The 26,753-nt window shown below is 53.8% G+C and carries 23 protein-coding genes; 12 read left to right on the top strand and 11 right to left on the bottom strand.

Annotated features, from left to right (window positions below; translation table 11 throughout):
* Window positions 1–25: 25 nt before the first annotated feature.
* Together nth and SD425_RS22210 are read right to left on the bottom strand one after the other, a co-directional pair.
* On the bottom strand, window positions 26–718 hold the full coding sequence (nth, locus tag SD425_RS22215) for an endonuclease III (RefSeq protein ID WP_324672363.1): 693 nt from the start codon (window positions 716–718) through the stop codon (window positions 26–28).
* A 263-nt stretch (window positions 719–981) separates the two neighbouring features.
* A complete protein-coding gene (locus SD425_RS22210; protein WP_324672362.1) occupies window positions 982–1,617 on the bottom strand; it encodes an RNA polymerase sigma factor in 636 nt (211 codons plus the stop codon).
* Window positions 1,618–2,147: 530 nt separating this feature from the next.
* Between SD425_RS22210 and SD425_RS22205 the strand changes: the two genes are divergently transcribed.
* Complete coding sequence (locus SD425_RS22205) at window positions 2,148–3,437, top strand: MFS transporter (protein WP_324672361.1); 1,290 nt, start codon at window positions 2,148–2,150, stop codon at window positions 3,435–3,437.
* 122 nt (window positions 3,438–3,559) lie between these two features.
* On the opposite strand, the gene SD425_RS22200 is transcribed toward SD425_RS22205, so the two are convergent.
* The 3 genes from SD425_RS22200 to SD425_RS22190 form a co-directional block, all read right to left on the bottom strand.
* A complete protein-coding gene (locus SD425_RS22200; protein ID WP_324672359.1) occupies window positions 3,560–4,909 on the bottom strand; it encodes an alpha/beta hydrolase family protein in 1,350 nt (449 codons plus the stop codon).
* Window positions 4,910–5,347: 438 nt separating this feature from the next.
* A complete protein-coding gene (locus SD425_RS22195) occupies window positions 5,348–6,775 on the bottom strand; it encodes an alpha/beta hydrolase family protein (protein ID WP_324672356.1) in 1,428 nt (475 codons plus the stop codon).
* Between the two features lie 249 nt (window positions 6,776–7,024).
* The gene (locus SD425_RS22190; RefSeq protein WP_324672354.1) at window positions 7,025–7,705 is read right to left on the bottom strand and encodes a hypothetical protein; all 681 of its coding nucleotides are present in this window, start codon (window positions 7,703–7,705) and stop codon (window positions 7,025–7,027) included.
* A gap of 283 nt (window positions 7,706–7,988) precedes the next feature.
* Between SD425_RS22190 and SD425_RS22185 the strand changes: the two genes are divergently transcribed.
* Window positions 7,989–9,047, top strand: a complete 1,059-nt coding sequence (locus SD425_RS22185; protein ID WP_324672352.1) for a GNAT family N-acetyltransferase — start codon at window positions 7,989–7,991, stop codon at window positions 9,045–9,047.
* Between the two features lie 32 nt (window positions 9,048–9,079).
* On the opposite strand, the gene SD425_RS22180 is transcribed toward SD425_RS22185, so the two are convergent.
* Window positions 9,080–10,165 (bottom strand): PKD domain-containing protein, encoded by a 1,086-nt coding sequence (locus SD425_RS22180; RefSeq protein WP_324672350.1) that lies wholly within the window; start codon window positions 10,163–10,165, stop codon window positions 9,080–9,082.
* A gap of 185 nt (window positions 10,166–10,350) precedes the next feature.
* Between SD425_RS22180 and SD425_RS22175 the strand changes: the two genes are divergently transcribed.
* Window positions 10,351–11,304 (top strand): amidohydrolase family protein, encoded by a 954-nt coding sequence (locus tag SD425_RS22175; RefSeq protein WP_324672348.1) that lies wholly within the window; start codon window positions 10,351–10,353, stop codon window positions 11,302–11,304.
* 2 nt (window positions 11,305–11,306) lie between these two features.
* On the opposite strand, the gene SD425_RS22170 is transcribed toward SD425_RS22175, so the two are convergent.
* Window positions 11,307–12,296, bottom strand: coding sequence for a hypothetical protein (locus SD425_RS22170; protein WP_324672346.1), 990 nt, complete (start codon window positions 12,294–12,296; stop codon window positions 11,307–11,309).
* A gap of 160 nt (window positions 12,297–12,456) precedes the next feature.
* On the opposite strand from SD425_RS22170, the gene uvrA reads away from it, so the two are divergent.
* The 6 genes from uvrA (at window position 12,457) to prmA (ending at window position 19,113) form a co-directional block, all read left to right on the top strand.
* Window positions 12,457–15,291 carry an excinuclease ABC subunit UvrA gene (gene uvrA, locus SD425_RS22165; protein ID WP_324672344.1) on the top strand — a complete coding sequence of 945 codons (2,835 nt, stop codon included), beginning with the start codon at window positions 12,457–12,459 and terminating at the stop codon, window positions 15,289–15,291.
* A gap of 72 nt (window positions 15,292–15,363) precedes the next feature.
* Window positions 15,364–15,783: a DUF2251 domain-containing protein gene (locus SD425_RS22160; RefSeq protein ID WP_324672342.1), complete on the top strand. Its 420-nt coding sequence runs from the start codon at window positions 15,364–15,366 to the stop codon at window positions 15,781–15,783.
* A 62-nt stretch (window positions 15,784–15,845) separates the two neighbouring features.
* On the top strand, window positions 15,846–16,652 hold the full coding sequence (locus SD425_RS22155) for a tryptophan-rich sensory protein (RefSeq protein ID WP_324672340.1): 807 nt from the start codon (window positions 15,846–15,848) through the stop codon (window positions 16,650–16,652).
* A 49-nt stretch (window positions 16,653–16,701) separates the two neighbouring features.
* Window positions 16,702–17,466, top strand: coding sequence for a triose-phosphate isomerase (tpiA, locus tag SD425_RS22150; RefSeq protein ID WP_324672338.1), 765 nt, complete (start codon window positions 16,702–16,704; stop codon window positions 17,464–17,466).
* Window positions 17,467–17,634: 168 nt separating this feature from the next.
* Window positions 17,635–18,024 (top strand): DUF6150 family protein, encoded by a 390-nt coding sequence (locus SD425_RS22145; protein WP_324672336.1) that lies wholly within the window; start codon window positions 17,635–17,637, stop codon window positions 18,022–18,024.
* A gap of 258 nt (window positions 18,025–18,282) precedes the next feature.
* Window positions 18,283–19,113, top strand: a complete 831-nt coding sequence (gene prmA / locus SD425_RS22140) for a 50S ribosomal protein L11 methyltransferase (protein WP_324672334.1) — start codon at window positions 18,283–18,285, stop codon at window positions 19,111–19,113.
* 56 nt (window positions 19,114–19,169) lie between these two features.
* Here prmA and SD425_RS22135 read toward each other — a convergent pair whose 3' ends face one another.
* Window positions 19,170–20,171, bottom strand: coding sequence for a glycoside hydrolase family 43 protein (locus SD425_RS22135; RefSeq protein ID WP_324672332.1), 1,002 nt, complete (start codon window positions 20,169–20,171; stop codon window positions 19,170–19,172).
* A 499-nt stretch (window positions 20,172–20,670) separates the two neighbouring features.
* Between SD425_RS22135 and SD425_RS22130 the strand changes: the two genes are divergently transcribed.
* Complete coding sequence (locus SD425_RS22130) at window positions 20,671–22,263, top strand: hypothetical protein (protein ID WP_324672330.1); 1,593 nt, start codon at window positions 20,671–20,673, stop codon at window positions 22,261–22,263.
* Window positions 22,264–22,286: 23 nt separating this feature from the next.
* Here SD425_RS22130 and SD425_RS22125 read toward each other — a convergent pair whose 3' ends face one another.
* Window positions 22,287–22,955, bottom strand: a complete 669-nt coding sequence (locus tag SD425_RS22125; protein WP_324672328.1) for a DUF1990 domain-containing protein — start codon at window positions 22,953–22,955, stop codon at window positions 22,287–22,289.
* A complete protein-coding gene (locus SD425_RS22120) occupies window positions 22,927–23,487 on the bottom strand; it encodes a DUF1990 family protein (RefSeq protein ID WP_324672326.1) in 561 nt (186 codons plus the stop codon). The genes SD425_RS22125 and SD425_RS22120 overlap by 29 nt, the downstream gene beginning before the upstream one ends.
* A 142-nt stretch (window positions 23,488–23,629) precedes the next feature.
* Between SD425_RS22120 and nfi the strand changes: the two genes are divergently transcribed.
* Together nfi and SD425_RS22110 are read left to right on the top strand one after the other, a co-directional pair.
* Window positions 23,630–24,313 carry a deoxyribonuclease V gene (gene nfi, locus SD425_RS22115; protein WP_324672324.1) on the top strand — a complete coding sequence of 228 codons (684 nt, stop codon included), beginning with the start codon at window positions 23,630–23,632 and terminating at the stop codon, window positions 24,311–24,313.
* 303 nt (window positions 24,314–24,616) lie between these two features.
* Window positions 24,617–25,651: a T9SS type A sorting domain-containing protein gene (locus tag SD425_RS22110; RefSeq protein ID WP_324672322.1), complete on the top strand. Its 1,035-nt coding sequence runs from the start codon at window positions 24,617–24,619 to the stop codon at window positions 25,649–25,651.
* 59 nt (window positions 25,652–25,710) lie between these two features.
* Here SD425_RS22110 and SD425_RS22105 read toward each other — a convergent pair whose 3' ends face one another.
* Complete coding sequence (locus tag SD425_RS22105; RefSeq protein ID WP_324672320.1) at window positions 25,711–26,622, bottom strand: glutamate--tRNA ligase family protein; 912 nt, start codon at window positions 26,620–26,622, stop codon at window positions 25,711–25,713.
* Window positions 26,623–26,753: the final 131 nt, after the last annotated feature.

Below are 26,753 nucleotides of genomic sequence, written 5' to 3'. Positions count from 1 at the left end.
CTAGCTGTGCTAAAAGCTAGGTAAATTAAATTATATCAGCTGCTTCAGGAGGGGGCAAAGGTTTGCTAGGGGCAGCTCCGAAGTTTACCTCATAGTAACGGCAGCAGTCCGTAAGTGGGCAAATACCACATTTGGGCTGCCGAGCCACACAGATATAGCGGCCGTGCAAGATCAACCAATGGTGCGCCTTAGCCACCACTTCTTCCGGCGTGTAGCGCAGAAGCTCTTTTTCAACAGCTAGTGGCGTAGTTGCCGTACGGTTGACCAAACCTAGCCGGTGCGACACGCGGAAGACGTGCGTATCAACGGCCATGGCAGGCTGATTGTAAATAACGGACACAACCACGTTAGCCGTTTTGCGGCCTACGCCTGGCAGGCGCTGCAACTCTTCGATGGTGCTAGGTACTTCGCCACCAAACTCACTAACCAGCATCCGACCTAGGCCGGCTAAGTGCTTTGCCTTGTTATTAGGGTAAGAAACACTCCGGATAAACGGATAGATTTCTTCAGCTGAAGCTGCTCCTAGCTGATAAGGCGTTGGAAACTGCTCCAGTAAGGCTGGCATCACCAAGTTCACGCGCTTATCAGTACACTGAGCGCTGAGCACAACAGCCACAATGAGCTCGTACGGGTTGCCGTAGTGCAACTCAGTCTTGGGCTCCGGAAAGTTGGTGGTAAAGTAGTCTAGAAAGCGACGGAACCGCTCGGGCTTACGCATAAAGGCAAAATGGTGAAGTAGTGAGCTTGTGAGTACAAAGATGCTACCTAGGTAGTTCTTTGTACTCACAAGCTCACTACTTCACCATTTAGTAGATCTATGGTCGAAGAAAACTACGAGAATACTGTAAGATGGAGTCTGTGACTTCCTTGCTTGGCGTAGTGCGCAAGTCATTTAAACAGCGCTGGGCCAAAAGCAGGTCGGCACAATGACTCGCTAGCTTTGGATCATGAAGCAGGGCTTGCTCAATCTCCTGCTGCTCTTCAGCCGGCAATTCGTTGTATAGGTACCGGATCAGTTTCTCGTGGGTAAACGTTTTGATCATAGAAAATAGGTTGCGCGGCCATCTTCTTCCGCAAGTTGATCAATGCGTAGCGCATACGCCCTAACGCTGTATTGATGCTCACCCCGGTTGCATCGGCGATTTCCTGGAAGCTCATCTCACCATAATGGCGCATGATGAGCACTTCCTTCTGTGCCGCGGGCAGGTCCTGGATCAGCTCTCGAAGACGGGCGTGGGTTTCCTCACGGGTGATGGTAGCCTCCGCACCCTCTTCTGACAATGACAACGAATTAAACGCGTGGCTTGTTGTATCGAGATTCAACAAAGGGTTACGTTTTTCGCGCCGGAAGAAGTCGATGGCTAAATTATGTGCAATACGGCAGATCCAAGAAGAGAATTTTCCCTCCTCGTTGTAACGGCCGCCTTTCATCGTGTGAATGGCCTTGATGAAGGTGTCTTGCAGCAAATCTTCGGCTACGGCTTCATCGCGCACAATCAACATGATTGTGGTAAAAACGCGGCTTTTATGCCGCTCCAGCAGGAGCTCGAAAGCTTCTTCCTTACCGGCAATATAGAGCGAGATCAAAGCGGAATCGCTCGGCTGCATGGTTTCCATAAAAGCTACGGGTTTAAGAGAACGTAGAGCTTTAAACCATAGAGTGCCGTTTGCCTGTGAACTAGATGAAGTCTGGGTGAGGAAGAAGAAAAAGATGGAGATCAAATGTAGAAAACAGATACCTCAAACACAATGCCTCTTCACCATCAAAGTGAAAAAATAACAAAAAAATGAAAACAATTTATTAAGTATTGTGTATCAATAATATATCAGTGTGCTTTCGCAGCTTTAAGATAAAGAAAAGGGTAAAGCCAACTGTAGACTTTGTAAAATATTTTGTCAAAAAAGAAGCCGGTACTAGGGCAAGCCGAGCGGGGCAAAACTCCCTTTAAAAAGCATCTACAACGGTACTTTCCTAAATGATGACAACGCCAAGCAACTGTGAGCGATGAAAATACAAGTTAAAAGAAAGCTAGGCCAAACTAAATGCCTCGGATAAGTGCTTTAGACCTAAAGGTTATTTTTCGTCTTCACGAAGGAGGTTGTTTACTTAAGCTACCTTCGTCGTTTGTCACTCGCTTATCTTAAGGATGAATTCATCTGTTTCTGGGCCGCAGCACGATCCGTATGCAGCCCTACGCTTACCTGAGTTTCGTCGGTTAATCTCTGCCAGAGTTTTCTATACAGTAGCCACACGCATACAAGGCCTAGCTGTAAGCTGGCAGATATTCAAGCTCACCAACGACCCACTAGCGCTCGGTTTGATTGGTTTGTCAGAAGCAATACCCAGCATTGCCGTATCGCTCTATGCGGGGCACGTTGCGGATACGATTCGGCGCAAAAACATTATCGTGGTGGGGGTGGCAGTGCTGTTGCTTTGTGCAGCTATGCTCTGGTTTTTTGCTTCACCGTTGGGCGTAGGTTTTTTGGCTCGTGGTTCTTTCTATACGCTGCCGCTATACGGAGTCATTTTCGTGAGTGGCATTGCACGTGGCTTCCTAGGGCCAGCCTTGTTTTCTTTTATGCCCCAATTGCTGCCTAGCCGGGAGCGGCTGGCAAATGCCATTACGTGGAATAGTACCACGTACCAAGCGGCTGCGGTGATAGGGCCTGCCATTGGTGGTTATTTGATTGCTCACCTTGGGGTGGCCAATTCATATGCCGTGGCAACGGGGCTGTTGCTGATAGCCTTATTGCAATTCTTTTCAATTGCCTCTAGACCATTACCCCCAATTGAAGGGGAAAAGCTGAGTTTGCAGGACAGCGTGCTAAGTGGACTCCGGTTTATTTGGCAAAACCAGCTTGTACTAGCGGCCTTATCGCTCGATTTGTTTGCGGTACTGTTTGGCGGAGCGGTAGCACTTCTGCCCGTATTTGCCGCCGATATTTTGAAAGTAGGAGCGGCTGGCCTAGGTCATTTGGAAACGGCGCCAGCAGTTGGTTCGGTGCTGATGGCGGCTTTGCTCACCTATTTCCCGTTGCGCCGTCAGGCAGGGCGTAAGCTGTTATGGGCAGTGGCCGGCTTTGGGGTAGCTACTATATTCTTTGCCTTGTCTACCAACATCTGGTTGTCGCTGTTTTTGCTGTTCCTGACGGGCGTTTTCGATGCAGTGTCGGTGATCGTACGCCAGACGTTGATTCACACCTTTACGCCCGAATACATGAAGGGACGAGTAGCAGCGGTGAACAACATCTTCATTGGCTCCAGTAACGAAATTGGTTCTTTCGAATCGGGCGCTATGGCTAGGTTGCTGGGGGTAGTACGCTCTGTGGTGTTTGGGGGCATGATGACCATTGCTGTAGTTGGTATCACGGCTTGGCGCGCCGATAAGCTGCGCCGATTAGATATGACACCTGAAAAAGCAACAGCCGGCGCTTAAACACCAAGCTAGCTTTCAGCACAGCCTATTAAACTCAAAAAGGCCATCCAGTTTTGCTTCCGCTAGAAGCAGGACTGGATGGCCTTTTTCATTACGTGGAAACCACGGCTAGGTCCCTCTGATTAGCTAGCTGTTTTCTGAAAGGCGGTTTTACTGACTTTCTTACTTGCTGGTTTCGCTGGCGCCTCCCGCTTCACTGTAACGGGCACGGGCTGCGGTTGTACAGTGCGCTCAACAATCCAAGCGCGGATAATTTCGAGCGCTTTGGGCGAGAAGTTCGGCTGCTGCTGTCCATTAACCAAGGGCCAATCTTTTTCCTCGGGTTGAAATAGGTGATTAACGCCGCTTAGCTTCTGAGCAGTAATATCATGGCTGCCTTTCAGACCTTTTTGTAAAATGCTCAGGTTAGTGCTAGCTGCTACTTCCAAATCGGCTGTGCCATTGAGGGCTAGCACCGGGCATTGAACATCGGGCAGCTTGTTCTTCGGATCAAAGTCGAGGTAGTAGCGCGACCAAGGGGAGGTAAAGTGGGCAGCTCGAGCCCTAGCCATCCCTGGGTCAATGTTGCTGTTGTTTTGCTGAATGAGGGAAGCTACTTTGTTGCGAGCCTGCGCATCATTAGGTGTTTGTCGGATGATATCCACCATGTGCTCATTTAGTGCCAAAGCGGCTTTCACCTGCTCCGGATTAGCGCCAATTAAGCGCATGATTTCGCCTTGCTGTTGCAGTAGTACATCGCGGCCCGGTAAACCGTATCCTGCTAATGACACTACAAACGCAGCTGCTTGGGGCTGTTGCGCTGCTGCCAACAAGGCAATGTTGGCTCCTTCCCCGTGGCCCACAAAACCGATGTGCTGTGGATCGATGAGGGAGCGGGAGCGTAAAAAAGCTAGGCCCGCTTGCGCATCAGTTACCAAATCGGCAGTCGTGGCGTTCGGATAGTTGCCGCTCGACTTTCCTACACCCCGATCATCGAAGCGCAGTACGGCAATACCGCGGCGCGTCAGGTAATCGGCTAGGATACCGAACATGCGATATTCCTGCACAGTTACATCGCGGTCCTGCGGTCCGGTATCAGATACAAGTACTACTGCCGGAAAAGGCCCTACGCCAGCTGGCACTGTGAGCGTGCCACCTAGCCGAAGCTTATCTTGGGTATTGGCGAAGAATACGTCTTCTTCGCGGTACGGCGGCGTCAGACGGGCGCGGCGAGCCGTAGCAGCTGATGCCGTACCCCGTTGTAATACCAGTGGAGCCTTCAGACCCGGCTGCTGCCAAGTGCCAGTAAAGCGGGCGCCACCATTTTCAATTTTTCCTACGAAGCTACTACCAGCTTGCTCAATCTTCAGGGTGATACCATCTCCTTTGGTTTCGACTTCCACTGGCATGCGGTTGATGCGTTGTTGGGGCACATCGAGCGCCGCGTAGTAGGTGCCGTTGCTCAAAGGGACCAGTGTGATAACTAGGTCCAAGGTACCGCCAGGTACTTTCAAAGGACCTTTCCATTGCCCATTGAGAGTAGGTGCGTCGCCAGCTTGAGCCAGCGTACTACAGAATAGACATATGATACATAATAAGCTGAAGATTATGGGTGGAACACTCTTCATAAATAGGTGGTAGAACTACTGATAAAACTTTGTTGGATTAAACCCATCCAAATAGAGTACCATATATATAGTAAATATTAAATTATTCGTGCAATGTTGGTCGATTCCGTCTGAGTGCTCCTACCAACACGATAAAAGGTGCTTGTAGGCCATATGGAGCACGGTCGCTATATTCTACACGAGGAAAAGCAGCTGGGCACTAGGTCAGTAGTGCGGGTAGTGAAACAACAGAAACAGCCTGTAACTACTCTTGAGCTAAGAGCTGCTACAGGCTGTCAGATTTCAGATTATAAAATCAGTTTACTATCGCTTCGTGCGCTGCGTGAGCCAATCGCCAATGCTTTGCAGGGCAATAGGAGAGAAGGTCTCCTCAATCTGGCCGTACTCGGTTGGCGCGCCCGTGGAAGCCGTTTGAAACATATGATTTAAGCCAGGTAGCTCTTGCGTTGTTACATCACGGTTGCCAGAACCTTTCAAAGCTTTTTCGATAGCCGGTAAGTTGATGGACGAGGCGACTTGTAAGTCTTTAGAACCATTCAGGGCAAGAACAGGGCACTTCACCGCGGGCAAGGTCTTCTGCGGGTTGTCGGCCAGGATATGGCGGAAAGCAGGTGACGTGGCCATCAAGGCCTGCGCCTCGGCTGCTTTATGAATCTGCTCAGCCATATCAGGGGGCAAAGCAACCGAAGGCGTGAGTACCTTGATGATCTGCTGCTGAGCCTGTACGTTGTTTTGGGTTTGCTGCACGATCATGAGCATGTTGCGCTGCCGCTGTTCCGTCGAGGCTAGAACCTTTGGGTCCTTGGTTTTGAGGCGGGCTAGGTCCATTGCCTGGCGCGAAAGCACATCGATGCCGGGAACACCGGGCGTAGCTAGGAGTACCAGGAACGCGGGGCCTTGTGCTTGCCCAGCCGTCGCAATAGCCGCTGTGCCTCCTTCACTGTGCCCAATTAGGCCAAGCTGCTTGGGGTTCAGACCCGGCCGGCTGCGTAGGAAGGCTAGTGCTCCTTGAGCATCCTTGGCGTAGTCGGCAGCCGTAGCAGTGACTGCATTGCCACCCGACTGGCCTACTCCGCGGTCGTCAAAACGCAGTACGGCAATACCGCGGCGCGTTAGGTAGTCGGCTACTACCCGGAACGGGTGGTGGCCAACGATGCTCTCGTCGCGGTCTTGTGCGCCGGAGCCCGACAAAAGCACCACGGCCGGAAAGGGCCCCGCACCTGTTGGCAGCGTGAGGGTTCCTGCTAACTGCACACCAGGGTCTTTACTGGCAAAACGAACTTGCTCTTCCCGATAGGGGAAGGGAGCGGCCGGCTCCTGCGGGCGCTTTGGCCCACTAGTAGTGGTGGAAGTCGCCCGTTGGAATACTAATGGGAGCTTCGCGCCATTTTGCTGCCAACGGCCATCGATCTGTCGGCCGTCGCCGGTGAGGCGACCCGCAAAGGAAGCTTTGATCTGAGAGGACGTTAGCAGGACACTATCGGCGCGCACGTCAACCCGATCGATGGGCACACCTTGTGCATTCTGAGTAGGCACGTCCAACGTAGCCGTGCGCTGGCCCGCGCTATTGTCTCGGATGGTGACAATAAGCGTGAGGTTATTGCCGCTCGGCAAGCGCAGGCTGCCGGCCCAGCGGCCCCCAACGTTGGGACTAGCGGGTGGCGCCAACAAGGAGGCACTAGCGCAGAAAGGAAGCAAGTATGAAAGAAGACCGGCGAGAACTGTACGCATAGGAAAAAAGCAAGAAGAGTCGGACCACCATAGACGCAAAACGTCTGCCATTAGTGGAATACTATATCCCTCTCATAACGGCTAAGGTACCTACTTCCGTGCCTTTCTTGGTGAAAAGTAGGCTTTTGCCACTATTGGCTAGGTTTAAATCGTAATGAAGAAGCCAGCCGGCCAGGAATTCTCTCCTAGGCCCGCCGGCTTCCGTCTTGTTTTTAGATAAATTTTGTACGGCGATGAACGCAGGAGCCGTTAGTTTTTCGCGTAAGGAAAGTTACGGGACACTTTGCGCATCATGCGCTCTACCAGATCATCGGTAGAAGAAGTAATGCCATCATCCATCGTTTTGAAGAAGCGCCACAGCAGCTCGCCATCGTTGCCGTTGTTCAGCGTCAGGAACAAAGAGCCAGTGCCGGTTTTGCCACCTAGGCCGCCGAACAGTACGGCCGAAGCAATGGCAGCTCCTTCGGTTTTCGTTTGCTCCGTTTCGAAGCGGCCACCTAGCACCGCATCAACTCCCAGCGCTTTGGCTACTTCGTCGCGGGTCGCTTGGTCGAGTTTGCCATAAAGGCCGGCTTTTTTGAGTAGGATGTTCGTTTTATCAACATCTTGGAAGCTAACGCTGTAGTTGTCGGCTTTGCGCAACAAGAAGGTATATAGGCTCGCCTGAATCGATTTGGACATTGTTTCTTCCTGGTCGCGGTTAGCTTCGGCGTTGAAGCCTTTAGGCTGTTTGCGGTAGGTGATTTTTGCGTCGAAGGGCAAAATGGCTACCGTGTGGTGCGTGGGAATGGCTGCCTTCAGCTTAGGGCTTTCGAAGATCTGTTTTGAGCCCTCGAAGCCCTGCGCAAAAGTGAGGTTGGTGCTTAGGAGCAGGAGGACCAAAAAGCCGAGGTGCTTAAGCTTGTTGAGGGGGGCGCGGAAGTTGTTCATCGTATGAGGTTGGTTAAAGTGAGTAGTGGTTGTTTGATGAAGCAAAATTATTCCGCTGTGCCCTCATTAGTAGTATTTTACGTTGACATGATCATGTGATTGAATTTGCCTAAACAGCGCTGCTTACGCATTTATTGTGTGCCGCGCATCACATGTATGTGTGGGTATATAAGCTAAAAAAGAGCCTGCTTCAGGGCCGTTTCGGCGTTCTGAAATGCAGTAGTAGGTAGCTGATGCAAGCCGAGGAAAATCAACTACTTTGCTTTCAGCTAAAAATCAGCGCATGGAACAGGCTTCGCTCATCTACTCTAAGCCGCCCGTTAGTATTACCGTAGGCCCGGTAGCTAGCTCTGCCGTAGTGGCGTTGTTGCAACGCACGACTTACGGCACCAACGGCCCCAAGTACAGCCACACGGGACAGGAGAAAAAGGTGGCACGCATGACCGGGCCGCACTTTTTCGAACTGCGGGTCGGGGAGCAGGTAGTCGGCGCGTATTGTCTCTCCGAGCGCCTACTACAAACGCCGGCTGGAAACGTGACGGGGTTTTATGGGCGTTACCTAGCTATTGATCCGGCCCACAGCGGCAAAGGCTACGGGAGCCTGCTCAAGACGGAAGCCGTGCGTTACGTTGAACGCACCACGCCCAAGCCTCACGTTTTCTATTCCTACATCGAAGAAGCTAACGAGCGTTCGATGCGCATATCGGCCAAAGAAGGCTTTACGTCGTTAGCCCAACTAGAGGCATTGGTTTTTGGGCGCTTGTACCCCAAGAAAGATGAGCGTTTTGCGCGGCTACCGAGCAATGAGCTAGGTGCCATGCTCACGCTGCTGAAGGCGGCTTACCAGCCGTATTCCTGCGTGCAGTTCGATCATGTATATGACGACCAGAACTACTTTGTGCTGCACGAAAACGGCGAAATCATTGCCAGCGTGCAGGCCAACCCGGTGCTGTGGCGCATTGTGGACATGCCAGGGCTGAGCGGGAAACTTATGCTGAACGTGCTGCCGCACCTGCCCATCCTGAATCGGGTTATTAATCCAAGCCGGTATGCATTTGCTGCTTTAGAAGCGGTGTACTTGAAGCCCGGTCGTGAGCAAGAGGTGTTTGCGCTACTTGAAAGCGTGTTGGCGCATCTTCAAGTGACGTCGGCACTACTCATGTTGGACGTGCATGCCCCGCTGAGCCAGCAGTTGAAAAGCTCCGGTAAGCTAGGTATTCTCAACTCACTGAAAAAGAATATTTACACGGAGGTCATGGTGAAGATTAATGGGCTAACCGCGCAACAGCTAAGGCAGACGCCGGATCAGCCGCTGTACACGTCAGCGTTTGACTATACCTGATGTAGCGCATGCTTTGTAGCCAGCGCCATACCTTACGGCACCGCTACGTCCCACACTTTCGCCATCCTAGCTTTGCCCGCTGGGCCTTCTACCCACAGCACCACCACATACTTGCCGGCTTCTTTGTACGTGTGCAGCGGATGTTGCTCGGTGGAGGTGGTACCGTCGCCGAAGTTCCACTGCCAGGAAGTTATTTTTCCTTCCGATTTATCGGTAAATGCCACCAACCGCCGCTTCGGGTCGACTAGCTGAAATGCCCACTGCGCAGTAAGCGGCTTCCGAAAGCTAGGTTCCAGCGGCATAAGTGTGAAAGGCAGCAAGAAAGATGCGTTGCCGTACATCTTGTGCTCGCGCGACAGATTCCAAAAGTCCTGCTTCTTGATGTCGTTCACGTCGTCGTAGTCGAGCACGGCCCAGCACAGCCCGACCTTCTTGTTCTCTTCCAGCTTCGTTTCCACGGCTCGTGCGGGACCTTCCGGGCCGGCGTAGTCGAAGGGCGTAATCCAGAACTCCAGCGTGAGTTTGCCCGCTTTGCCGGGGCGAAAGTTGTAATGATAGGCCGCGTTGGCGTAGGGTAAGTCTTTGATCCAGGGCTGACTACCCCAAGCTAGCGCCCAGTCTTTGCCTTCGGCAGGCGTGAAGATGTGGTAGTTCTGAGCGTGCACGCCGTGGAAGGAAAAGTACGCCTCCGACCAACTCAGGTCCTTATTTGGGTGCTGCTCGGCGATGAGCGGCCCGCCCGAACGGTCACCGTCCACCACTACCTCAAAAATGTCGTTATGCAGATCGGGGTGGGTGAAGTCCCAGTAGTTGTCGTAGGCTTCGTAGAGGAAGTACAGGCGGTTTAGGCCCTTCACCCACCCAACTTTCACCTTCACATCCATGTTCTTCGGGTCGGGCTTGGCGCTGAGGTTCTTGTCGTTCACCAGCTGATCCATGCCGACAGTGTAGCTGTCGGGCACCATCTTCCAGTCGTCGGCGTCGCCATCTACGCGCGGAATCATGTTGGCGGGAAATTGGAAGACTTTATAACTGCGGGTTTCCTGCGCGAAGGCTAAGTGGCTTAAAGGCAATAAGCTGAGCAGGAGAAACAGGGGCGAAAAGCATCGACGGAGCATGGGCGTTAAGGTAGCTAATGCTCATTTACCATAAGCTAGCTTAGCACAGCTGCATGCACCTAGAGTCACAAAATTGCCTCGAACAAAATTTAGTCTTTTAAGCTATCGCAACTGATGAGGTGTAACTTGTTGCCTGTAAAAGCCATAGGGAGAAAGGAACCACCTACACCAGCGTCCCCTCCGCTATGAAAAAGATTGCTCTGGAAGAACACTTCCTATCACCCGCTTTTGTCGAAGAATTTAAGAAAGGTATGCGCAGCCTCCCCGACGAGGCCATGCAGAACATCCTGACGCGCTTACAAGATTTCGGCGAACAGCGCCTAGCCGCTATGGATTCGGCCGGCATTGAAATGGCTTTCCTGTCGCTTACCAGCCCCGGCGTGCAGATCGAGCCTGATACGGCTCGCGCCGTGAAGCTAGCTCAAGAAACCAACGACTTCCTGGCTGCTGAAGTCCAGAAGCAGCCTGCACGCTACGGTGGCCTCGCCCACCTAGCTTTGCAAGACCCCAAAGCCGCTGCAGATGAGCTCGAACGTTGCGTGCGCCAGCTCGGCTTCCGCGGCGCCATGATCAACAGTCACACCAATGGTCACTACCTCGACGAAGAGCAGTACTTCCCTTTCTGGGAGCGGGTGCAAGACCTAGGGGTACCCGTGTACCTACACCCCGCCAATTCCTACCAAAAGCTCCAGATACTAGAAGGCCATGACGAGCTGCTAGGTGCCACCTGGAGCTGGACCGTCGAGACGGCTACGCACGCCTTGCGGCTGGTGTTCGGTGGCACATTTGAGCGCTTCCCCAACGTGAAGCTGATCCTAGGTCACATGGGGGAAACCTTGCCCTACGTCCTCTGGCGCATTGATAGCCGCTCGCGCCTCGCCGGCTTACCCAAAGGCTTAACCAAGCTGCCTTCGCAGTACATCAAAGACAACATCGTGATAACTACCACCGGCGTGTGCGCTAATGAGTCGTTACAGTGCGCACTAGCGGCCCTAGGTGAAGATAACGTGCTGTTCTCCGTTGATTACCCGTTGGAAGAATCGAAAGAAGCCGGTGATTGGATTGAGCGTGCTCCGCTTAATGAGGCAGTAAGGGAGAAGGTTTGTTATAGGAACGCGGAGCGGGTGTTGGGGTTATAATATTATTCAAAAGATAAAGCTGCGGAATGATTCTGTGGCTTTATCTGACTAAGTATATAGAGAGCGTTTGCAATACAATCTTTTGCGCTATAGTGAGTGTAGATATATACAGTCTTATTGTCGTGAACTATCGGTGTGCTGCTGCCAACAGTAGGCTTTTCGAGCGTAAATAAATATCGTTTCTTACCAGCTTTGTCGGGTAAAGGAATTGGAATATCGGGCCTAGCTATTAGCACAAACTGACAAGACTCTAGCAGAACATCTTTCCACGTTCTTAATAATCTTACTGATCCATCAGGTAAGCGAAGATGAGTGGGTTTCTGGTCTGGCTGCAATTGTAGCTTGTTTATCTGAGTTAACTCAACGAAGCTCAGCTTATTAAATTTCTGAGCTTCATTTGAGTTCTTAGATATGCCTGTTTTACTAGGTGCATCACTAGATGGATGAATAAGAACAGAAGGCAGTTGAGCTATGGCAGACATAGCTTCTTTACTTGAAACAAATCCGAAGTGCGCAATATCTAGCCATGAGATAAGCGAAAACGCGCAGTGTGTTAGACCATCTTGCAGCAGGTTAAAACTACTGTTGGATGTAGAAGCGCCAGGCTTAAACTCATTATAGAAGTGCCAATTGATGCCATCTGTCATAACAATGCTCCCAACTCCAAATCCAAAAGCGTAGCCTAGCAATTGTTGCACGACAGCAAACTTCTCTAAATTAGAGCCTAGGGCCTTAGCTTCAACTAAGAGTTGTATTTCGCCTTGCGAATTATGAAGTGCATAGTCAGCACGCCAAGCTGTATTTACTGTTTTTTCAGGCTCTACCATGCGCACGTTAGTTGTGTCCCAACCCAAGACGCGTAGCACCGGATCAATCAAAGCAGCGCGAGTAGCCGCTTCATTTTTCTTTAGTAAATCCGCATGGTCAGTGGCTTGCTGACAAACTGATTGTAATACTTCAATGAGAGAAATAAGTGGGCTAGACAGAGACATTGAGATAAAAATATCAGGAAATCAATATTAAGAAATAACTAGCGTATCACAGGCTCGATTTGAGATAGTTTGCCGAATCTACTTACTAGGCGTCGTACCTTCGTAAACTCCTTTCCCGCTGTCGGAAACCAAACCCTAGGGGAAGGCTGTTTACTGCTCTATGGCCGAAGAATCTTTACAAGTGGCTGCCCCTGCGGCAGATCCGATTGACCAGCTAGACCCGCGCGAGTTCATTCTTATCAAAAACGCGCGGGTTCACAACCTCAAGAACCTCAGCGTGGCGCTGCCGCGCAACAAATTTATTGTTGTCACGGGCCTGTCGGGCTCGGGCAAGTCGAGCCTAGCGTTCGACACCCTGTATGCCGAGGGGCAGCGCATGTACGTGGAGAGCCTCAGCAGCTATGCGCGCCAGTTTCTGGGTCGCATGGACAAGCCTGATGTCGACTATATCCGTGGTATTTCGCCGGCCATTGCCATTGAGCAAAAGGTCAGCATCAAGAACAACCGCTCCACTGTCGGTACTAGCACCGAGATTTACGACTACCTGAAGCTGCTCTACGCCCGCGTGGGCCGCACGTTTTCGCCCATCAGTGGTGAGCAGGTGCGCAAGGACAACGTGGCGGATGTGGTCGACTACCTTTTCCGCTTGCCCGATGGCACGCGCGCTATGATCTTGGCGCCGCTGCTGCCGAGCGAGGAAGGTCGACCGATGAGTAAGGAGCTAGACCTGCTGTTGCAGAAAGGCTACAGCCGCGTGGTCGTGAATGGCGAAACGGCGTTCATTGAAGATCTTATTGGCGAAGGCAAGTCGGAGGTGAAAGGTGAACTCTACATCATGATCGACCGCGCCGTGATTCGTCCCGGCGACGAAGACCTGATGTTCCGCCTTTCCGACTCGGTTCAAACGGCTTTTTTCGAAGGCCACGGCACGTGCTTGGTGAAGCTAGAAGAGGAAACACGCACCTTCTCCGACCGCTTCGAGCTAGACGGTGTAGTGTTCGAGGAACCTAACGTGAATTTCTTCTCCTTCAACAATCCTTATGGCGCTTGCCAAACCTGCGAAGGGTTCGGCTCGGTGCTCGGTATTGACGAAGACCTCGTTATCCCTGACAAAAGCCTAACGGTGTACGAGGGTGCCATTGCCCCGTGGCGCACCGACAAACAAAGTGAGTGGCTGAAGCCGCTGCTGAAAAACGGTATCCGCTTCGACTTCCCCATTCACCGGCCCTACAACGAGCTGAGCGAAGCCGAGCGTCAGCTGCTCTGGAAAGGCAACAAGTACTTCCAAGGCCTCGATGACTATTTCAAGTGGGTAGCCGAGCAAACACACAAGATCCAGTACCGCGTGCTACAAAGCCGCTACCGGGGCCGTACTACCTGCCCCGATTGCCGCGGCTCGCGCCTGCGCAAAGACGCGCAATACGTCAAAATTGACGGCCACAGCATCACCGACCTCGTGCTGCTGCCCGTGAGTAAGGCGCTGGAGTTTTTTCAGAACATGAATCTCGACGAGCACGATGCGAAAGTAGCCGAGCGTCTCGTCATGGAAATCACGAATCGCCTGGAGTACCTGAACCGGGTAGGCCTAGGCTATCTAACCTTGAACCGCCTCAGCAGCACGCTCTCGGGGGGAGAATCGCAGCGCATTTCGCTGGCTACCTCGCTAGGTTCGGCGCTGGTGGGCTCCATGTACATTCTGGATGAACCTAGCATTGGGCTACACCCTAAGGATGCGGAGCAGCTGATTGGCGTGCTGCGCTCTTTGCAAAAGCTAGGGAACACCGTGATTGTGGTCGAGCACGAGGAAAAGATGATGGAGGAGGCCGACCAGATCATCGACATCGGGCCAGAAGCTGGTTCGGGCGGCGGGCGCCTCATGTTTCAGGGCACGTACGACGAGATTCTAAAGGACGAAACAACGTACACTGGCCAATACCTGAGCGGCAAGACGGAGGTGAAAGTGCCAACAACACGGCGCCCCTGGCGCAACGCGCTGGAGGTAACAGGTGCCCGCGAAAACAACCTGAAGAACGTGAGCGTGAAGTTTCCGCTGGGCGTGATGACGGTCGTAACGGGTGTATCGGGCTCGGGTAAATCGACGCTGGTGAAACGCATTCTGGCGCCAGCCGTGGCCAAGCAGCTAGGAGGCGGCGCTGGTGAGGCGACGGGTAAATTTGACCGCTTGATGGGCGTGCAGGGCCAAGTGACCCACGTCGAATTTGTAGACCAGAACCCGATTGGCAAGTCGTCGCGCTCCAACCCGGTGACCTATGTGAAGGCCTACGACGCCATTCGCTCCCTGTTTGCTGACCAGCAGCTAGCCAAAGCGCGGGGTTTAAAACCGTCGCATTTCTCCTTCAACATTGACGGGGGCCGTTGCGAAGTGTGCCAGGGCGAAGGCCAAGTGAAGATTGAGATGCAGTTCATGGCCGACATCTTCCTAACCTGTGAAGCCTGCGGGGGCCGCAAGTTCAAGCAGGATATTCTGGAGGTGAAGTACAAGGACAAAGGCATCGACGAGGTGCTGGACATGACCATCGCCGACAGTCTAGATTTCTTTAAAGAGCAGCCTAAAATAGTGGAGCGTCTCAAGCCGCTCGATGATGTGGGACTGGGATACATTCGTCTAGGACAATCGGCAAGTACGCTTTCCGGCGGTGAAGCGCAGCGTGTGAAGCTAGCTAGCTTCCTCACGAAAGGTGCTACGCTTCAGAACGATAAGATCCTGTTCATCTTCGACGAACCGAGCACGGGTCTGCACTTCCACGACATCAACAAGCTCATGACGGCGCTCAATGCCCTGATTGAGCAAGGCAACTCGGTGCTTATCATCGAGCACAACATGGATATCATTAAGTGCGCCGACTGGCTGATCGACCTAGGTCCGGAAGGCGGCATCAACGGCGGGCACTTGCTGTTCGAGGGCACGCCGGAGGAAATGGTAAAACTCAAAGACACAAACCACACGGCGCGCTTCTTGGCCGAGAAGCTATAAGCCGAACAAAAGCATTTGCCGTAGAAGAAAGAACCGCACTGTTGCGGTTCTTTTTTTATCTATACTAGTACCATGAAGCTAGGTGCCGAAGAAAAAATCTTGGTAGGCCAGCCATCCGCCGACGAAACCGAAACCGTAATAGGCAGCTTTCCGCCCGACCGCAAGGGGCTAGGTGCTGTGTTCGAGGACGATGGCATCACGGGTTACTTCTACGTCGTCGATCAGGGCGGCGAGGATTTGGAAATTCTGGATGCCCTGCACATCTACAATGTGGAGGATGTGGCCGACAAGCAACTGCCCGTTACGGCCCAGATTTTCTGGAATGAAGAAGAAAATGCCGTGGCGCTGATTCTGAACGGGCAATGCCACGCGCTATATGATTTTCAGCGGCAAGCCGGCTTCTGTCGGAATGCTTTTCCGGCCGCCAAAAACGAGCAAACCGAGCCGCGCGAGTTGACCGATGAACTCGTGCAGCAGTACTTTGCTGCCTGAGCACCTAGCTGCTCGCCAGGCAGGGCGTGTTTATAAGAGTTGATTTCAACTATTGTTATCCTATGACAACTGCGTTTACAACGGAGTCTTCGGCGGTGGCTACGACTACTTTTCGTCAGCGACGCTGGGTGGCAGCTGCGGCTATCTTCGGCAACGTGGCCCTCACGTATTGGTCGCGCATTCAGCCGTTTAATGGGCAAAGCATGGGCTACGTGTCGGGTAAATACCCGTCGCTGCTCACGCCGGCCGGTTATGCGTTTAGTATTTGGGGGCTAATCTTTTTGACCCTAGCTATTTACGCGGTGTGGCAACTGCTGCCGGCGCAACGCTCAAATCCGTTGCCCGACTCAGTAGCAAAGCCACTGATCCTGGTCAACGTAGCCACGGCGGCTTGGGTGGTGCTGTTTGCTTATGAGCACATTGCGTGGTGCGCCGTGCTCATGCTCATCATTCTCGCAGGGCTTATTCTTACCTACGGGCGGGCCCGGTACGTTGTAAGTGGTGGGGGCGCCCCTAGGTGGACTAGCTTGCCGTTTGCGCTTTATTTGGGCTGGATTTCGGTAGCTGCTCCCGTGAATGTGACCATTGGCCTTCGGGCGCTAGGGTGGGAAACGCCTACTAACGTCACGGTTGTCATAACCCTGGTGCTGCTAGTGATTATCACGGCGCTGAGCTTATGGGTAAGCCAAGCGTTTGTGGATGCCACAGTAGCGTTGGTGATAACCTGGGCACTGGTAGCTGTATGGGTAGCGCGACGCGGCTCTTATCCGGAGCTAGCAGATGCTGCATTGGTTGGGGCGGTCGTCGCTTTCTTGGGCGGAATAGGGCTAGCTTGGCGCCGGCAAAAGCAGGTGGCCATCGGAGTCTAATTAGTGTGCTTACTTTGCGCTGACATTTCGCCTAATACACTTCTTCGCTATGCGCCAACACATCGTTGCCGGCAACTGGAAAATGAACACTACCCTCCAGGATGCACAGGCTTTGGTTTCAGAAATCACCAACATGGTAGCCGACGAGGTTGCCGACTCCAACGTTCAGGTTGTTATCTGCCCGCCCTTTCCGTTCCTGACCTCGGTGGGCAAGCTGTTGCCGGAAGGCAGCCGTTTTCACCTAGGTGCTCAGAACTACCACCACAAAGAAAGCGGTGCTTACACCGGGGAGGTGTCGGCTCAGATGCTGCACTCAGTAGGCGTAGAATACGTCATCCTCGGTCACTCAGAGCGCCGCGAGCATTTCCGCGAAGACGACCAGCTACTCAGCCAAAAGCTGAATGCGGCGTTGGCTGCTGACTTGAAGCCCATCTTCTGCGTGGGCGAAAGCCTCGAAACCCGCGAAGCCGACGAGACTTTCAACTTCATCGGTAAGCAGCTGCAAGATGGCGTGTTTCACCTCTCGCAGGAAGACTTCGCCAAGGTGGTAATTGCCTACGAACCTATCTGGGCCATCGGCACAGGCAAAACGGCTACCAGCGAGCAAGCGCAGGAAGTACACGCCTTTATCCGCGAGCAGATTGCCAAAACCTATGACGCCGCTACGGCCGAAAACACGACCATCTTATACGGCGGCTCGGCTAACGCCAAGAATGCCAAAGAGCTGTTCTCGCAGCCTGACGTGGATGGTGGCCTAATCGGCGGCGCCTCGCTCAAGTCGCGCGATTTTACCGAGATTATTAAGTCATTCTAAAGCCTACTTGTCAGTCCGAGCAAGGCGAGGAACCTAGGTTAGCCACTGTGGCAATCCACTCAGATTCCTTGCCTTGCTCGGAATGACAACTACGCTAGGAACTGCCTAGCTACTGAACCAAAGCTGGTCGCAAAATTGTCCGCAAGCTGAAGACCTTACGCACTGTTCATGCTCTACTTGTTTATGCTCGCGAGTTTGCTCGGAGTAGCCACGGCTCCCATTGCACCTGCGCCCATCAGTCCGAAGCTAGCTACGGCGGCACCATTCGGGATTATTGATGCGAGCAAAATCTTTGGCTCCATCTATCTAGAAACTGATCCGCGGCGCAGAAGCTACTGCTTCGCGGCGATATACGAGGAACCCGAGCAGGCCTTTGCCGATGTGCTGGTGTACAAGGAAGACAGCAAGCTTTTCGCCGACAAGTCGGGCGTCTGGTACTTCACGCCCACCCGCGACTTCGCCGACTACGTGCTGTTTGTAACGAAAGACCGGGGACAAGCTGATTTTTCAATCCACTACACTAAGGTTCGTTCCTATGCTGGCTTGCAGCGGCAGTAACTCAAACAGTAGATTACAGGATTGATTTGAACAAAAAAGACGCTCCCTTGGGAGCGTCTTTTTTGTTTGTGCCGTTTGCTTGTAGCGCGAAGCTCCGGCTTCGCGCCTCGTTGAACGACTTGCACCTAGGCTCTTCAACGGTTATTGTTCAACAACACGCGAAGCCGAAGCTTCGCGTGACAAGCCGCGAAATCCGCAGCACAAACCTACCTTTGCCGCTCCGAAATGGGCGGCTTTCTCATTGATAACTGATTCAATATGGATTTTGTAGAGTTGCGGGTGCAAGCGCCGCGCGAACTGGCGGATATACTAGTAGCTGAGCTAGCCGAAGTTGGCTACGATACCTTCGAAGATAACGACGAAGGCTTCTGCGCTTACATGGGCGAGGAGACGTTCAACCAAGATGACGTGGCCGAAATCATGGCCCGTTACGAAGGCATCGGCGAAATTGAGTACAGCCACCGCATCATTACGCGCCAAAACTGGAACGCAGAGTGGGAGAAGAACTTTCAGCCGCTCGTCATTGCCGACCGCGTGTCGGTGCGGGCGCCGTTCCACCCCAAGCCGGAGCCGATTGAGTACGACATCGTGATTATGCCGCGCATGTCATTTGGTACCGGTCATCACGAAACGACCGCGCTGATGATTGAGAACCAGCTAGCTATTGACCACCAAGGCAAACGGGTGCTCGATATGGGCTGCGGCACCGGCATTCTGGCCATCATGGCTGCCCAACTCGGTGCTCGCGAAGTGCTGGCCGTAGATGTAGAACCCTGGACGGTAGAAAACGCCGCCGATAACGCTGCCGAAAACAACTGCACCAACATCGAGTGCCGCCTCGGTGGGGTAGAGGTGCTAGCCGGTGAGGCACCCTTTGATATCATCCTAGCGAATATCAATCGCAACGTGTTGCTGGAAGACATGCACGCCTACGCGGCGCTGTTGCCGGCTGGCCACCCCATTCTGTTTAGCGGCTTTTACCAGGAAGACCTAGCCAAAATCGATGCGGAAGCGCAGAAACACGGCTTAGTATTCCAGTCGCACCGCACGAAAAACAACTGGGTGTCAGCTATTTTTATCAAGCAGTAAAAGCAGCAAACGACGTGGTACCGCGACTTCGGAGTCGTAGTACCACGTCGTTTGACTTAGCTAGGTATCGGCTGCGGCGTGTAGGTTGGGCCTTGGCAGCGAGGGCCTTGTGGGGTCCAGGCGAGCTTATCGATGCAGAGCTGACGCTCCTTCATGCCTTTATCCCAGGCGTGATACACGAGGTATTCGGTCTTGCCATCGGGACCCATCACGTGGGAGTGGTGGCCGGGGCCGCGCACGTGGCCCGCTACCGCATGCAACACGCGGGCGCCCTTCTCGGCACCTGCATCCGAATAAGGACCTAGGATAGAATCAGCCACGCAGTAGTCGACGCCGTAGCGGGGCGTCAGGAAGTTGGCGCCGCTGTAGAAGCAGTAGTACTTGCCGTTGTGTTTGCGCATGAAAGGCCCTTCCAGCGTATGCCACTGCGCAAACTTCTTGTTATCGTAAAGCGGCATCGTGCGGTTGGCCTCGAAGATCGTCCAGGCGTGCTTGGCCCGCATCACGGTGCGGCTTTCGCCGGCTAGCCGCGTCATGTTGACGAGCTTGTCGACGGCTAGGCCGGTGCCGGGAAAGTAGCCGTTGTCGGAGTCGATAAAGTCGCGGGCGTAGAAAAGGTACCACTGGCCATCGGTATCCTGAAATGGGTGGGCGTCGATGGTAAACTTGCTTTCAGGTACGTCGAGCAGATTCGCTTCCTGATAGGGGCCTTCGGGTTTCGTGCTCGTGGCCACGTACAAGCGGTGCCCGACGTTAGCCCCAATCGCGCCACCGCCCCGGGAGTAGTACATATAGAAAGTGCCCTTGTGGTGCACCACCTCGGGGGCCCAGAACTCCGCGCCTTCCGCGCCCTTAGGCGGCGTGAGCGCGCCACCAAGTGGCTGCCAATGCACAAGATCTTTGGAGGAAAGCAAGGTGAAGATGCGCCCATCTTTCGTCCGCGAATTACCCGTGGTACCGAAGGCGTAGTAAACGCCTTGGTGGTGCAACACAAAAGGATCCGGAAATTGACTCGCATACACCGGATTCGTGTACGTGGCACGATCAGGGGGGAGCATCGTTGATCCTAATTGGGGCACAAAAGGAAGTATACCTAGCCCAGCTATGGCTTGTTTAACAAACGTTCGCCGTGAGAGAGGAGTGGGAAAGTTAGGTGGAAGCATCTAAGGATTAGGGGGGTGAAAGCGTAAGGAGCAGCAGCTGGCACTGACTTTTGCAGGGAAGTAGCCTACGGGAGTCCGGAGTAGCTTAGGGTGGCTCTGTAGTGCTATTTATGCAATCGTTTGCACAAACCAAAGCCAGGTTGTTAATGATGCTAGTTGGCTAAAAGCTAGGTCCACCATTGATAACAAACCGGTTGCTTCGGCAGAGAAGCAACCGGTTTGTTATCAATGGTAGGAGTTTGCGAAGCTAGAATTGATGAGCAGAAGCCGTAGTCAGCATCCTGCCCGAAATGCTAGCATGCAGATTGAGTAGTTTCGTAGCGTATTCTACCCAGTGGATAGAAACAATTCGGAAAGCTAAACCTGCTATCTAGACTCCTAGGTATTTCTGTTCTTGAATACAACCACACGCTTCAGCGATAAAGCCTGGATTCTTGCCTTCGTCGGCCTGCTTGTACTGGTATTAGGTGTACGACTTTCATTTGTGGGTCGCGGCGCCATGTCCTTCCCCGACGAGGAGCGGTATTATCAGTCGGTAGAGGCAGTAAAAAGCTTTGCGGCGGGAAATCTGCGAAGCGGGTGCGCATACCTGATCCGAACGCAAGGCCGCCCTGCCGATGCACTAATTCGGTTGTTACCAGCGGTGGGGCAAGGAATAGTGCACGCCACTGGCGGACCTGGCCCTCACGCGCCTGCTTCGTTGCTGGTGCCAGTACTGTTTACGTATGGCGTTTCTATACTGTCCTTGCTATTGTATTACCGGCTAGCGCGTGTGCTATGCGCGAGTCAGTTCGGGGCTCTGCTGAGCACGTTGCTGTATGCTTGTCTGGCGAATAGCAACCTCTATATCCGACATGTCCTGCCTTATGAGTTCGCGCTTTGCAGCTTCTTGGGGCTGGTATTGTGGCTGGCACGAAGTCGGCAAGCAGGGCAAGCGCTGACACGCAAGCAGATCTATGGGCTAGGGGTGGGCGCGGCTTTCGTGGTGACCATCTATCCAGGCTATTTTTTCGTCATTATCGCGTTGCTGCCAATGCTACCTAATCCGGCAGTGCACAGCGCCAATCACGCTGCACATGGGCTCCGGCAAAAAGGCATAAGGTTGGGCGAGACCTTAGCCGTTTATGGTAGCGGAGGGCTGAGCGTACTGCTTTTCTTTGAGGGCCTGGGGCAGCTTGCCGGAGTGTCCTACATCTGGTCTTGCCTGAAGCTATCGAGCACGGTTATCCAAGGTGATTTTCGAGAAAGCTTCACCTTCTTGTTCCACTATTTGCTCGACGTTGAGGCAGGACTTGGAGTTGCCGTGCTCGTGCTAACGGGGCTAGGAGTGCTGAGCCTCCTGTACCAAGCTGTATCAAACCGCCAGCCTGCCTGCGTACCTGAAGCGTCGCGTAGCAATGCGCTTTACCTAGGAGTGCTAGGCGCTTTTCTAATGTATGCCGCAATTGGCTACTGGGGCCATTTACTGGTCTTCTACGGACGCATTCTGCATGCTTTTCTGCCTTTTCTGGTGCTATTCGCAGTAGCTGTTGGCTGGCAAGCGGTAACACCCAAACTTCAGCGGCCGCTTGCAGCGTTGCTCGTTGCCGTAGCCCTTTACTCGTTCGGCCACTTTGCGGCGCGGTACCGGCAGGTGCTATATCCTATCGACTTTCTAACTCGGCCCTCCGTGCGCTTACCGCGGCAGAACCTGGTTTTTCTGTATCAAGCCGAAACGACTGACAACGATGATTACATGTTGACTCGGCAAAAGCTAGCACGTACCACATCAGCGGTAAGAGGCGAGGCGATGCTACTGAACTTCGGGTTCTTGTACCCAATTGCCGGCCCAGGCTGCAACAACATACGCGTGCCTGCTGGCTTCCGGCAAGTGTTTGCCGCGCCCCATTTTCTGACCTTGCCAGCGTACGGTTTCGAAGGGTATTCGCCCTACGAACGCTCGATGCTCCGCCAATGCCAGTACCAGTGCGCCGTTTTCGTGCGGTAAGGCGCTTGCGGCGCCGACTTAGCTTATGCCGTACCTGCTTCTCCTTTTAGTGCGGCGGCTACTTGATCCTGCATGCGTCGTATCGATTCGCGGGCGAAACGACGTTGTAGCATCCGCCCGAACAGCTTGAAGCCTAGCCAATAGAAAGGATTACGGATGCGCCCCACCTGCGATACGGCGTGAATGTGAAACGTGACCTGCCCGCTGTTGAGCTGTTTGTGAATGGTGAACTCGATGCGGCCGCGCTCAAAATGTCCCTCTAGGGTGCTATAGCTGTAGCCCCACACTTGCTCGGGGCCGGTAGGCGTGTTGCGGGTTTCGTCGGTTACCTTGCCAGTGCGCACCCCGAACCAAAACGTGAACAAAAGAAACCGTCCGCGCAAGATCATGGTGCGGTCTTCTAGGGGCGCGTCGGGAGCGAAGATGCCTGTGATGAGGTCGGGTGGTGGAAAGGTATAGTTGCGCAATACCTCCTGCGCGGCTTGCCAGGAGCCATGCGGCGCGGGCGGACCAGGAGCTTCGGCGGGCAGCGTAGTTTCGTAGTCGTCGACGCGCCAGCCGTTGGCCGCGTTGTACTCGCTAATGCGGTCGAGGTCGAAGTTGTAGTGAGCCTTGGTGTAGGTAGCCAGGCGGGCTTGCTGCTGTTGCCACAGCGCAGGTGGCTTAGGAACGGTGGCCGGGGTTAGGCTCATGCTTTTGCGTTTCAATGGTAACTGAACCTAGGGTTTGCCCGCCACTAGCTGCCGCTACTCGTTCGCAGAATAGGCGCCAGGTTTGTTCCTGCACCCGCTGACCCGCTCCAACGGTGTCATAAAGAAAGGCAACGAGCCCGTCGCGGGAGCTAGCCCACGAGTGAATCTCAAAGTGCAGTACGCCGGGCTGGTCGGGGTGCGCACCGGCCGAAAATCGGATGCGTCCAGCTTCGGGGTGACCTTCGAGAGTGAAAAACTCAAAGAAAGTTTCGCCGGCGTCGGTCACGCGCACGCCGCCATTCCACGGACCTAGGATCTTGATCTGAAACTCGTCGCCAACTTCTAGGCGGTGCGCTTCGCCTTTCACTTTCTCAAACTTGGCCAGCAGATCGGGAGAAAAATCCTCGATGTTGCACCGGATGGCTTCCATGAGTTGTTTGGCCGACTGCCCAGGTCGAGCAATATCAATGCTATAGCGCCGCTCGAATAAGGGACCGGCTCCAGTGCCAGCGGGCTGCTCGGGTTCGTTCATAGGAAAGAGTAACTGAGTGACTATGTTGCTGAGCAGCGAAATGGATGAGCGGTCAGCTTGTGCCCTTAAAAACGAACATTTTACATGAAAGGATAAGTATACTAGAACGACGACCACTCACTCAGCTACTTAGTCACTTTTCATGTACCGTCCTTATCACCCACCCGCCGACCCCATCGTGGTGCGCGAGCTTACCCAGGAGCAGGAAGCCATGCGCACGCGCGTACGCCTACTGGCCTTGCCCCAAGAGCCCACCTTCATTGCAGGCTGCGACTCCTCTTTTCCCACCCCCGATACCATCCTATCGGTGTTTGTGCTGCTACGCTTTCCGTCACTGGAGATTGTTGAGAAAGTGTGGAACACTGGCCCCGTTACAGTGCCTTATGTACCGGGCTTCCTCGCTTTTCGTGAAGCTCCCAACCTGCTACTGGCGTACGAAAAGCTCACCCAAAAGCCCGATATCATTATGGTGGATGGGCACGGCATTGCGCATCCGCGACGCATGGGAATTGCAGCGCACTTAGGTGTATTGCTCAACAAACCAACGTTTGGGGTGGCCAAGCAAAAGCTCACCGGCAACTACACCGAGCCCACTCTCACGCGGGGCAGCATCACGCCCCTAACCGACCGGAGCGGCGAGCTGCTGGGCGAAGTAATTCGCAGTAAAGACAAAGTGAATCCGCTCTTTGTTAGTCCTGGCCATCTGTGCGACCAAGCCACGGCGACGCGTCTCACCCTAGCTTGCCTGCGCGGCTACAAGCTCCCCGAGCCCACGCGCCTTGCCGACCATTGGGCTGAAGAATTCAAAAAAGAACTGAAAGCCTGAGCTAGAGTAATTGGGTGCTGTTTGGACCTTGAGCCTGAAAAAGGCCATTTTGCTTTACCTGCTTTAGAGCAGTGCTTCTTAAACTAAGCGTTAGATGCTAGCAGAATTGTACTAACGATTGTGATCTTTTTTGATGAGACAATTCTTAGAAATACAGCACTTGCCATTCGCAGGTTAAGAGCTGAAGTATTTTAATACGGATTGTATTCTGCGCATGTAAAAGTGTTTTTTATTGGCAGAAGGTATAGTGATGTATGTTGATAATCAGTAGTATTACAACAAACCACACTAAAACCCATTGCTATGAAAAAAACCTTTACTCAATTTCTGCTGGTGCTAGGTATTGCGTCGGCAGTGCCAAGTGCAATGCAAGCGCAACAGCTGTATTCCAACGGCAACTTCTCCACGGGTACTACCACCAAAAGCGGCGTGACAGCACCTGCTGGTTACACGTGGAGCGAAGCGCAGAACAACACGGGCAACACCACCGAGTCGAACACGAACTCGGGCTACACCGCCAGTAAGCTTTCCGCGATTAGCCTAGCTGATGACTTCACGGTTCCGGCCGGGCAATCGTGGACGATTACCGATTTATCTTTCTTCGGCTACCAAACGGGGGCAGCCAGTACACCTTCGCCTTTCACAGAACTTTCTATTCGTATTTGGCGAGGCTCGCCGGCAGTAGCTGGCTCTACAGTGGTTTTCGGTGACCTTACTACTAACCGTTTGGCGGGCGCTACAGATGCGCGCTCCTATCGCATTTTTAATACGCTTTATCCTACTCCTTCCGCTCCTGGCACAACGCGTAAAATCTGGAAGGTGCGTGCTACCGTCTCGCCCGCCTTGGTGCTGCCAGCTGGCACTTACTGGGTTGAATGGGCCTCAACTGTGACAGGTGGTGGAGCGCACTTCTACGTGCCCGTCACCATTGCTGGCACTCGGCAAACACCGGGCGCTAATGCCTTGCAATACATTTCGGGTGCCTGGACGCCTACCATCGACGCTGGCAACCCCGATAGTGCGCCCGACGTGACGGTTGACTTCCCCTTCATCATCAACGACGGAACCATTCTGGCCAGCGGCCTTAAGAAAAATGCTGTTGAGCTAAAAGTTGGTCCTGTACCAACTAGTGGCACGGTAAACGCCGAATTTGAAACCTTGCGTAGTGCCGCCATCATAGAACTCAGCGATATGCAGGGTCGTCAGGTGTGGAAGGGCAACGTGAAATCGGGTAGCTCCTCGGCCACCGTGCCCATGGATAACCTAGCCGCCGGCGTTTACATGTTCACCATGACTTCGGCGCAAGGCAGCTCGCGGGCTCGCCTAGTGAAGGAGTAAGTAGGTCGCTCTTAGATCGGGCCCGCCAGTAGTTCTTACAAAACTGCTGGCGGGCTTTTTTATGGACAGCTTTGCTGCAACGATTCCAGCGAAAGACCCGCCTCTGGCGGTAAACCTAGCAGCTGCGCCACGGCTCTGTATACCACCTGTGGCCCTTCTGCCTGCGCTACCACGCCGCGCTCCAAAGGCTGCTGCTGCGATTTGGAGAGCTTGTGCCCATCGGGGCCGGGGAGCAGCGGGTGGTGCAGGAAGTGAATGCGCGTGGCGTTGAAGGCGGCCGTAGTGGGTAGCTGGTGCGCTAGCCACAGCTGCGCGGCGGTGCTGGGCAGCAAGTCGGCGCCGCGCACGATAAGCGTGGTGCCCAGCCGCAGGTCGTCGATTATGGAGCCAATCTGATAAGCAGGATAACCGTCTTTTTTGCGCACAACAAAGTCACCTAGGTTGTGACTTAGCTTTACTGTCGTCGGCCCTTGCCAGCCATCGGAGAAAGACACTTCCGCTGTATCGGGTACGTGTACGCGCCATGCGGCCCCAGGCGTGCTGAGCGGCAAATGACGGTGGCGGCACGTACCAGGATAGCGGCCATCGGGAGCTAGGGCCAGAATATCGGTGCGAGAGCAAGTACAGGCGTACACCAGGCCAGGCTGCTGCCGAAGCTGCTCAAGTAGAGACTGATAATCGGATAGGTAGTGCAGCTGCGAGTAGTGCTGGTCAAAATCGGCAGGGTTGCGCGGCCCCGTGTCGTAGTCCAGCCCTAGCCAATCGAGGGTGTGGAAGATGTTGGCTAGATACGCCGGCCGGAGCCGGGCGCGGTCGAGGTCGTCGATGCGCAGGTGCAAGGAGCCGCCTGCCTGGCGTACGAGCAGCCAAGTCAGCACGAAGTTGACGGCGTTGCCTAGGTGCAGGTAGCCGCTGGGCGTAGGAGCGAAGCGCCCCCGAACAGGCGCCACTAAAGCAGGACGATACAGCATCGCCGAGCAAGATACGGTAGCAATGTTTTCGGCGTATCCGTAAAGAGACTCGTCTGCTCCGAACGGCGGCCCAAACAATCACCAGGCGCCTAGCTCGCGCAGGCGCTTGCAATCAACAACTGGTCGGATAC

It is taken from the genome of Hymenobacter sp. GOD-10R, from assembly GCF_035609205.1.
In the GTDB taxonomy this organism is placed as follows: Bacteria; Bacteroidota; Bacteroidia; order Cytophagales; family Hymenobacteraceae; genus Hymenobacter.
Note: the sequence above shows the minus strand (reverse complement) of the source record. Positions and strands in the feature narration are given on the sequence as shown.

What these genes read in the sequence shown, in the direction of transcription:
- nth (WP_324672363.1), bottom strand. Translation starts at nt 718, where the DNA reads ATGCGTAAGCCCGAGCGGTTCCGTCGCTTTCTAGACTACTTTACCACC.
- SD425_RS22210 (WP_324672362.1), bottom strand. Translation starts at nt 1,617, where the DNA reads ATGGAAACCATGCAGCCGAGCGATTCCGCTTTGATCTCGCTCTATATT.
- SD425_RS22205 (WP_324672361.1), top strand. Translation starts at nt 2,148, where the DNA reads ATGAATTCATCTGTTTCTGGGCCGCAGCACGATCCGTATGCAGCCCTA.
- SD425_RS22195 (WP_324672356.1), bottom strand. Translation starts at nt 6,775, where the DNA reads ATGCGTACAGTTCTCGCCGGTCTTCTTTCATACTTGCTTCCTTTCTGC.
- SD425_RS22190 (WP_324672354.1), bottom strand. Translation starts at nt 7,705, where the DNA reads ATGAACAACTTCCGCGCCCCCCTCAACAAGCTTAAGCACCTCGGCTTT.
- SD425_RS22185 (WP_324672352.1), top strand. Translation starts at nt 7,989, where the DNA reads ATGGAACAGGCTTCGCTCATCTACTCTAAGCCGCCCGTTAGTATTACC.
- SD425_RS22180 (WP_324672350.1), bottom strand. Translation starts at nt 10,165, where the DNA reads ATGCTCCGTCGATGCTTTTCGCCCCTGTTTCTCCTGCTCAGCTTATTG.
- SD425_RS22175 (WP_324672348.1), top strand. Translation starts at nt 10,351, where the DNA reads ATGAAAAAGATTGCTCTGGAAGAACACTTCCTATCACCCGCTTTTGTC.
- SD425_RS22170 (WP_324672346.1), bottom strand. Translation starts at nt 12,296, where the DNA reads ATGTCTCTGTCTAGCCCACTTATTTCTCTCATTGAAGTATTACAATCA.
- uvrA (WP_324672344.1), top strand. Translation starts at nt 12,457, where the DNA reads ATGGCCGAAGAATCTTTACAAGTGGCTGCCCCTGCGGCAGATCCGATT.
- SD425_RS22160 (WP_324672342.1), top strand. Translation starts at nt 15,364, where the DNA reads ATGAAGCTAGGTGCCGAAGAAAAAATCTTGGTAGGCCAGCCATCCGCC.
- SD425_RS22155 (WP_324672340.1), top strand. Translation starts at nt 15,846, where the DNA reads ATGACAACTGCGTTTACAACGGAGTCTTCGGCGGTGGCTACGACTACT.
- tpiA (WP_324672338.1), top strand. Translation starts at nt 16,702, where the DNA reads ATGCGCCAACACATCGTTGCCGGCAACTGGAAAATGAACACTACCCTC.
- SD425_RS22145 (WP_324672336.1), top strand. Translation starts at nt 17,635, where the DNA reads ATGCTCTACTTGTTTATGCTCGCGAGTTTGCTCGGAGTAGCCACGGCT.
- prmA (WP_324672334.1), top strand. Translation starts at nt 18,283, where the DNA reads ATGGATTTTGTAGAGTTGCGGGTGCAAGCGCCGCGCGAACTGGCGGAT.
- SD425_RS22135 (WP_324672332.1), bottom strand. Translation starts at nt 20,171, where the DNA reads ATGCTCCCCCCTGATCGTGCCACGTACACGAATCCGGTGTATGCGAGT.
- SD425_RS22125 (WP_324672328.1), bottom strand. Translation starts at nt 22,955, where the DNA reads ATGAGCCTAACCCCGGCCACCGTTCCTAAGCCACCTGCGCTGTGGCAA.
- SD425_RS22120 (WP_324672326.1), bottom strand. Translation starts at nt 23,487, where the DNA reads ATGAACGAACCCGAGCAGCCCGCTGGCACTGGAGCCGGTCCCTTATTC.
- nfi (WP_324672324.1), top strand. Translation starts at nt 23,630, where the DNA reads ATGTACCGTCCTTATCACCCACCCGCCGACCCCATCGTGGTGCGCGAG.
- SD425_RS22110 (WP_324672322.1), top strand. Translation starts at nt 24,617, where the DNA reads ATGAAAAAAACCTTTACTCAATTTCTGCTGGTGCTAGGTATTGCGTCG.
- SD425_RS22105 (WP_324672320.1), bottom strand. Translation starts at nt 26,622, where the DNA reads ATGCTGTATCGTCCTGCTTTAGTGGCGCCTGTTCGGGGGCGCTTCGCT.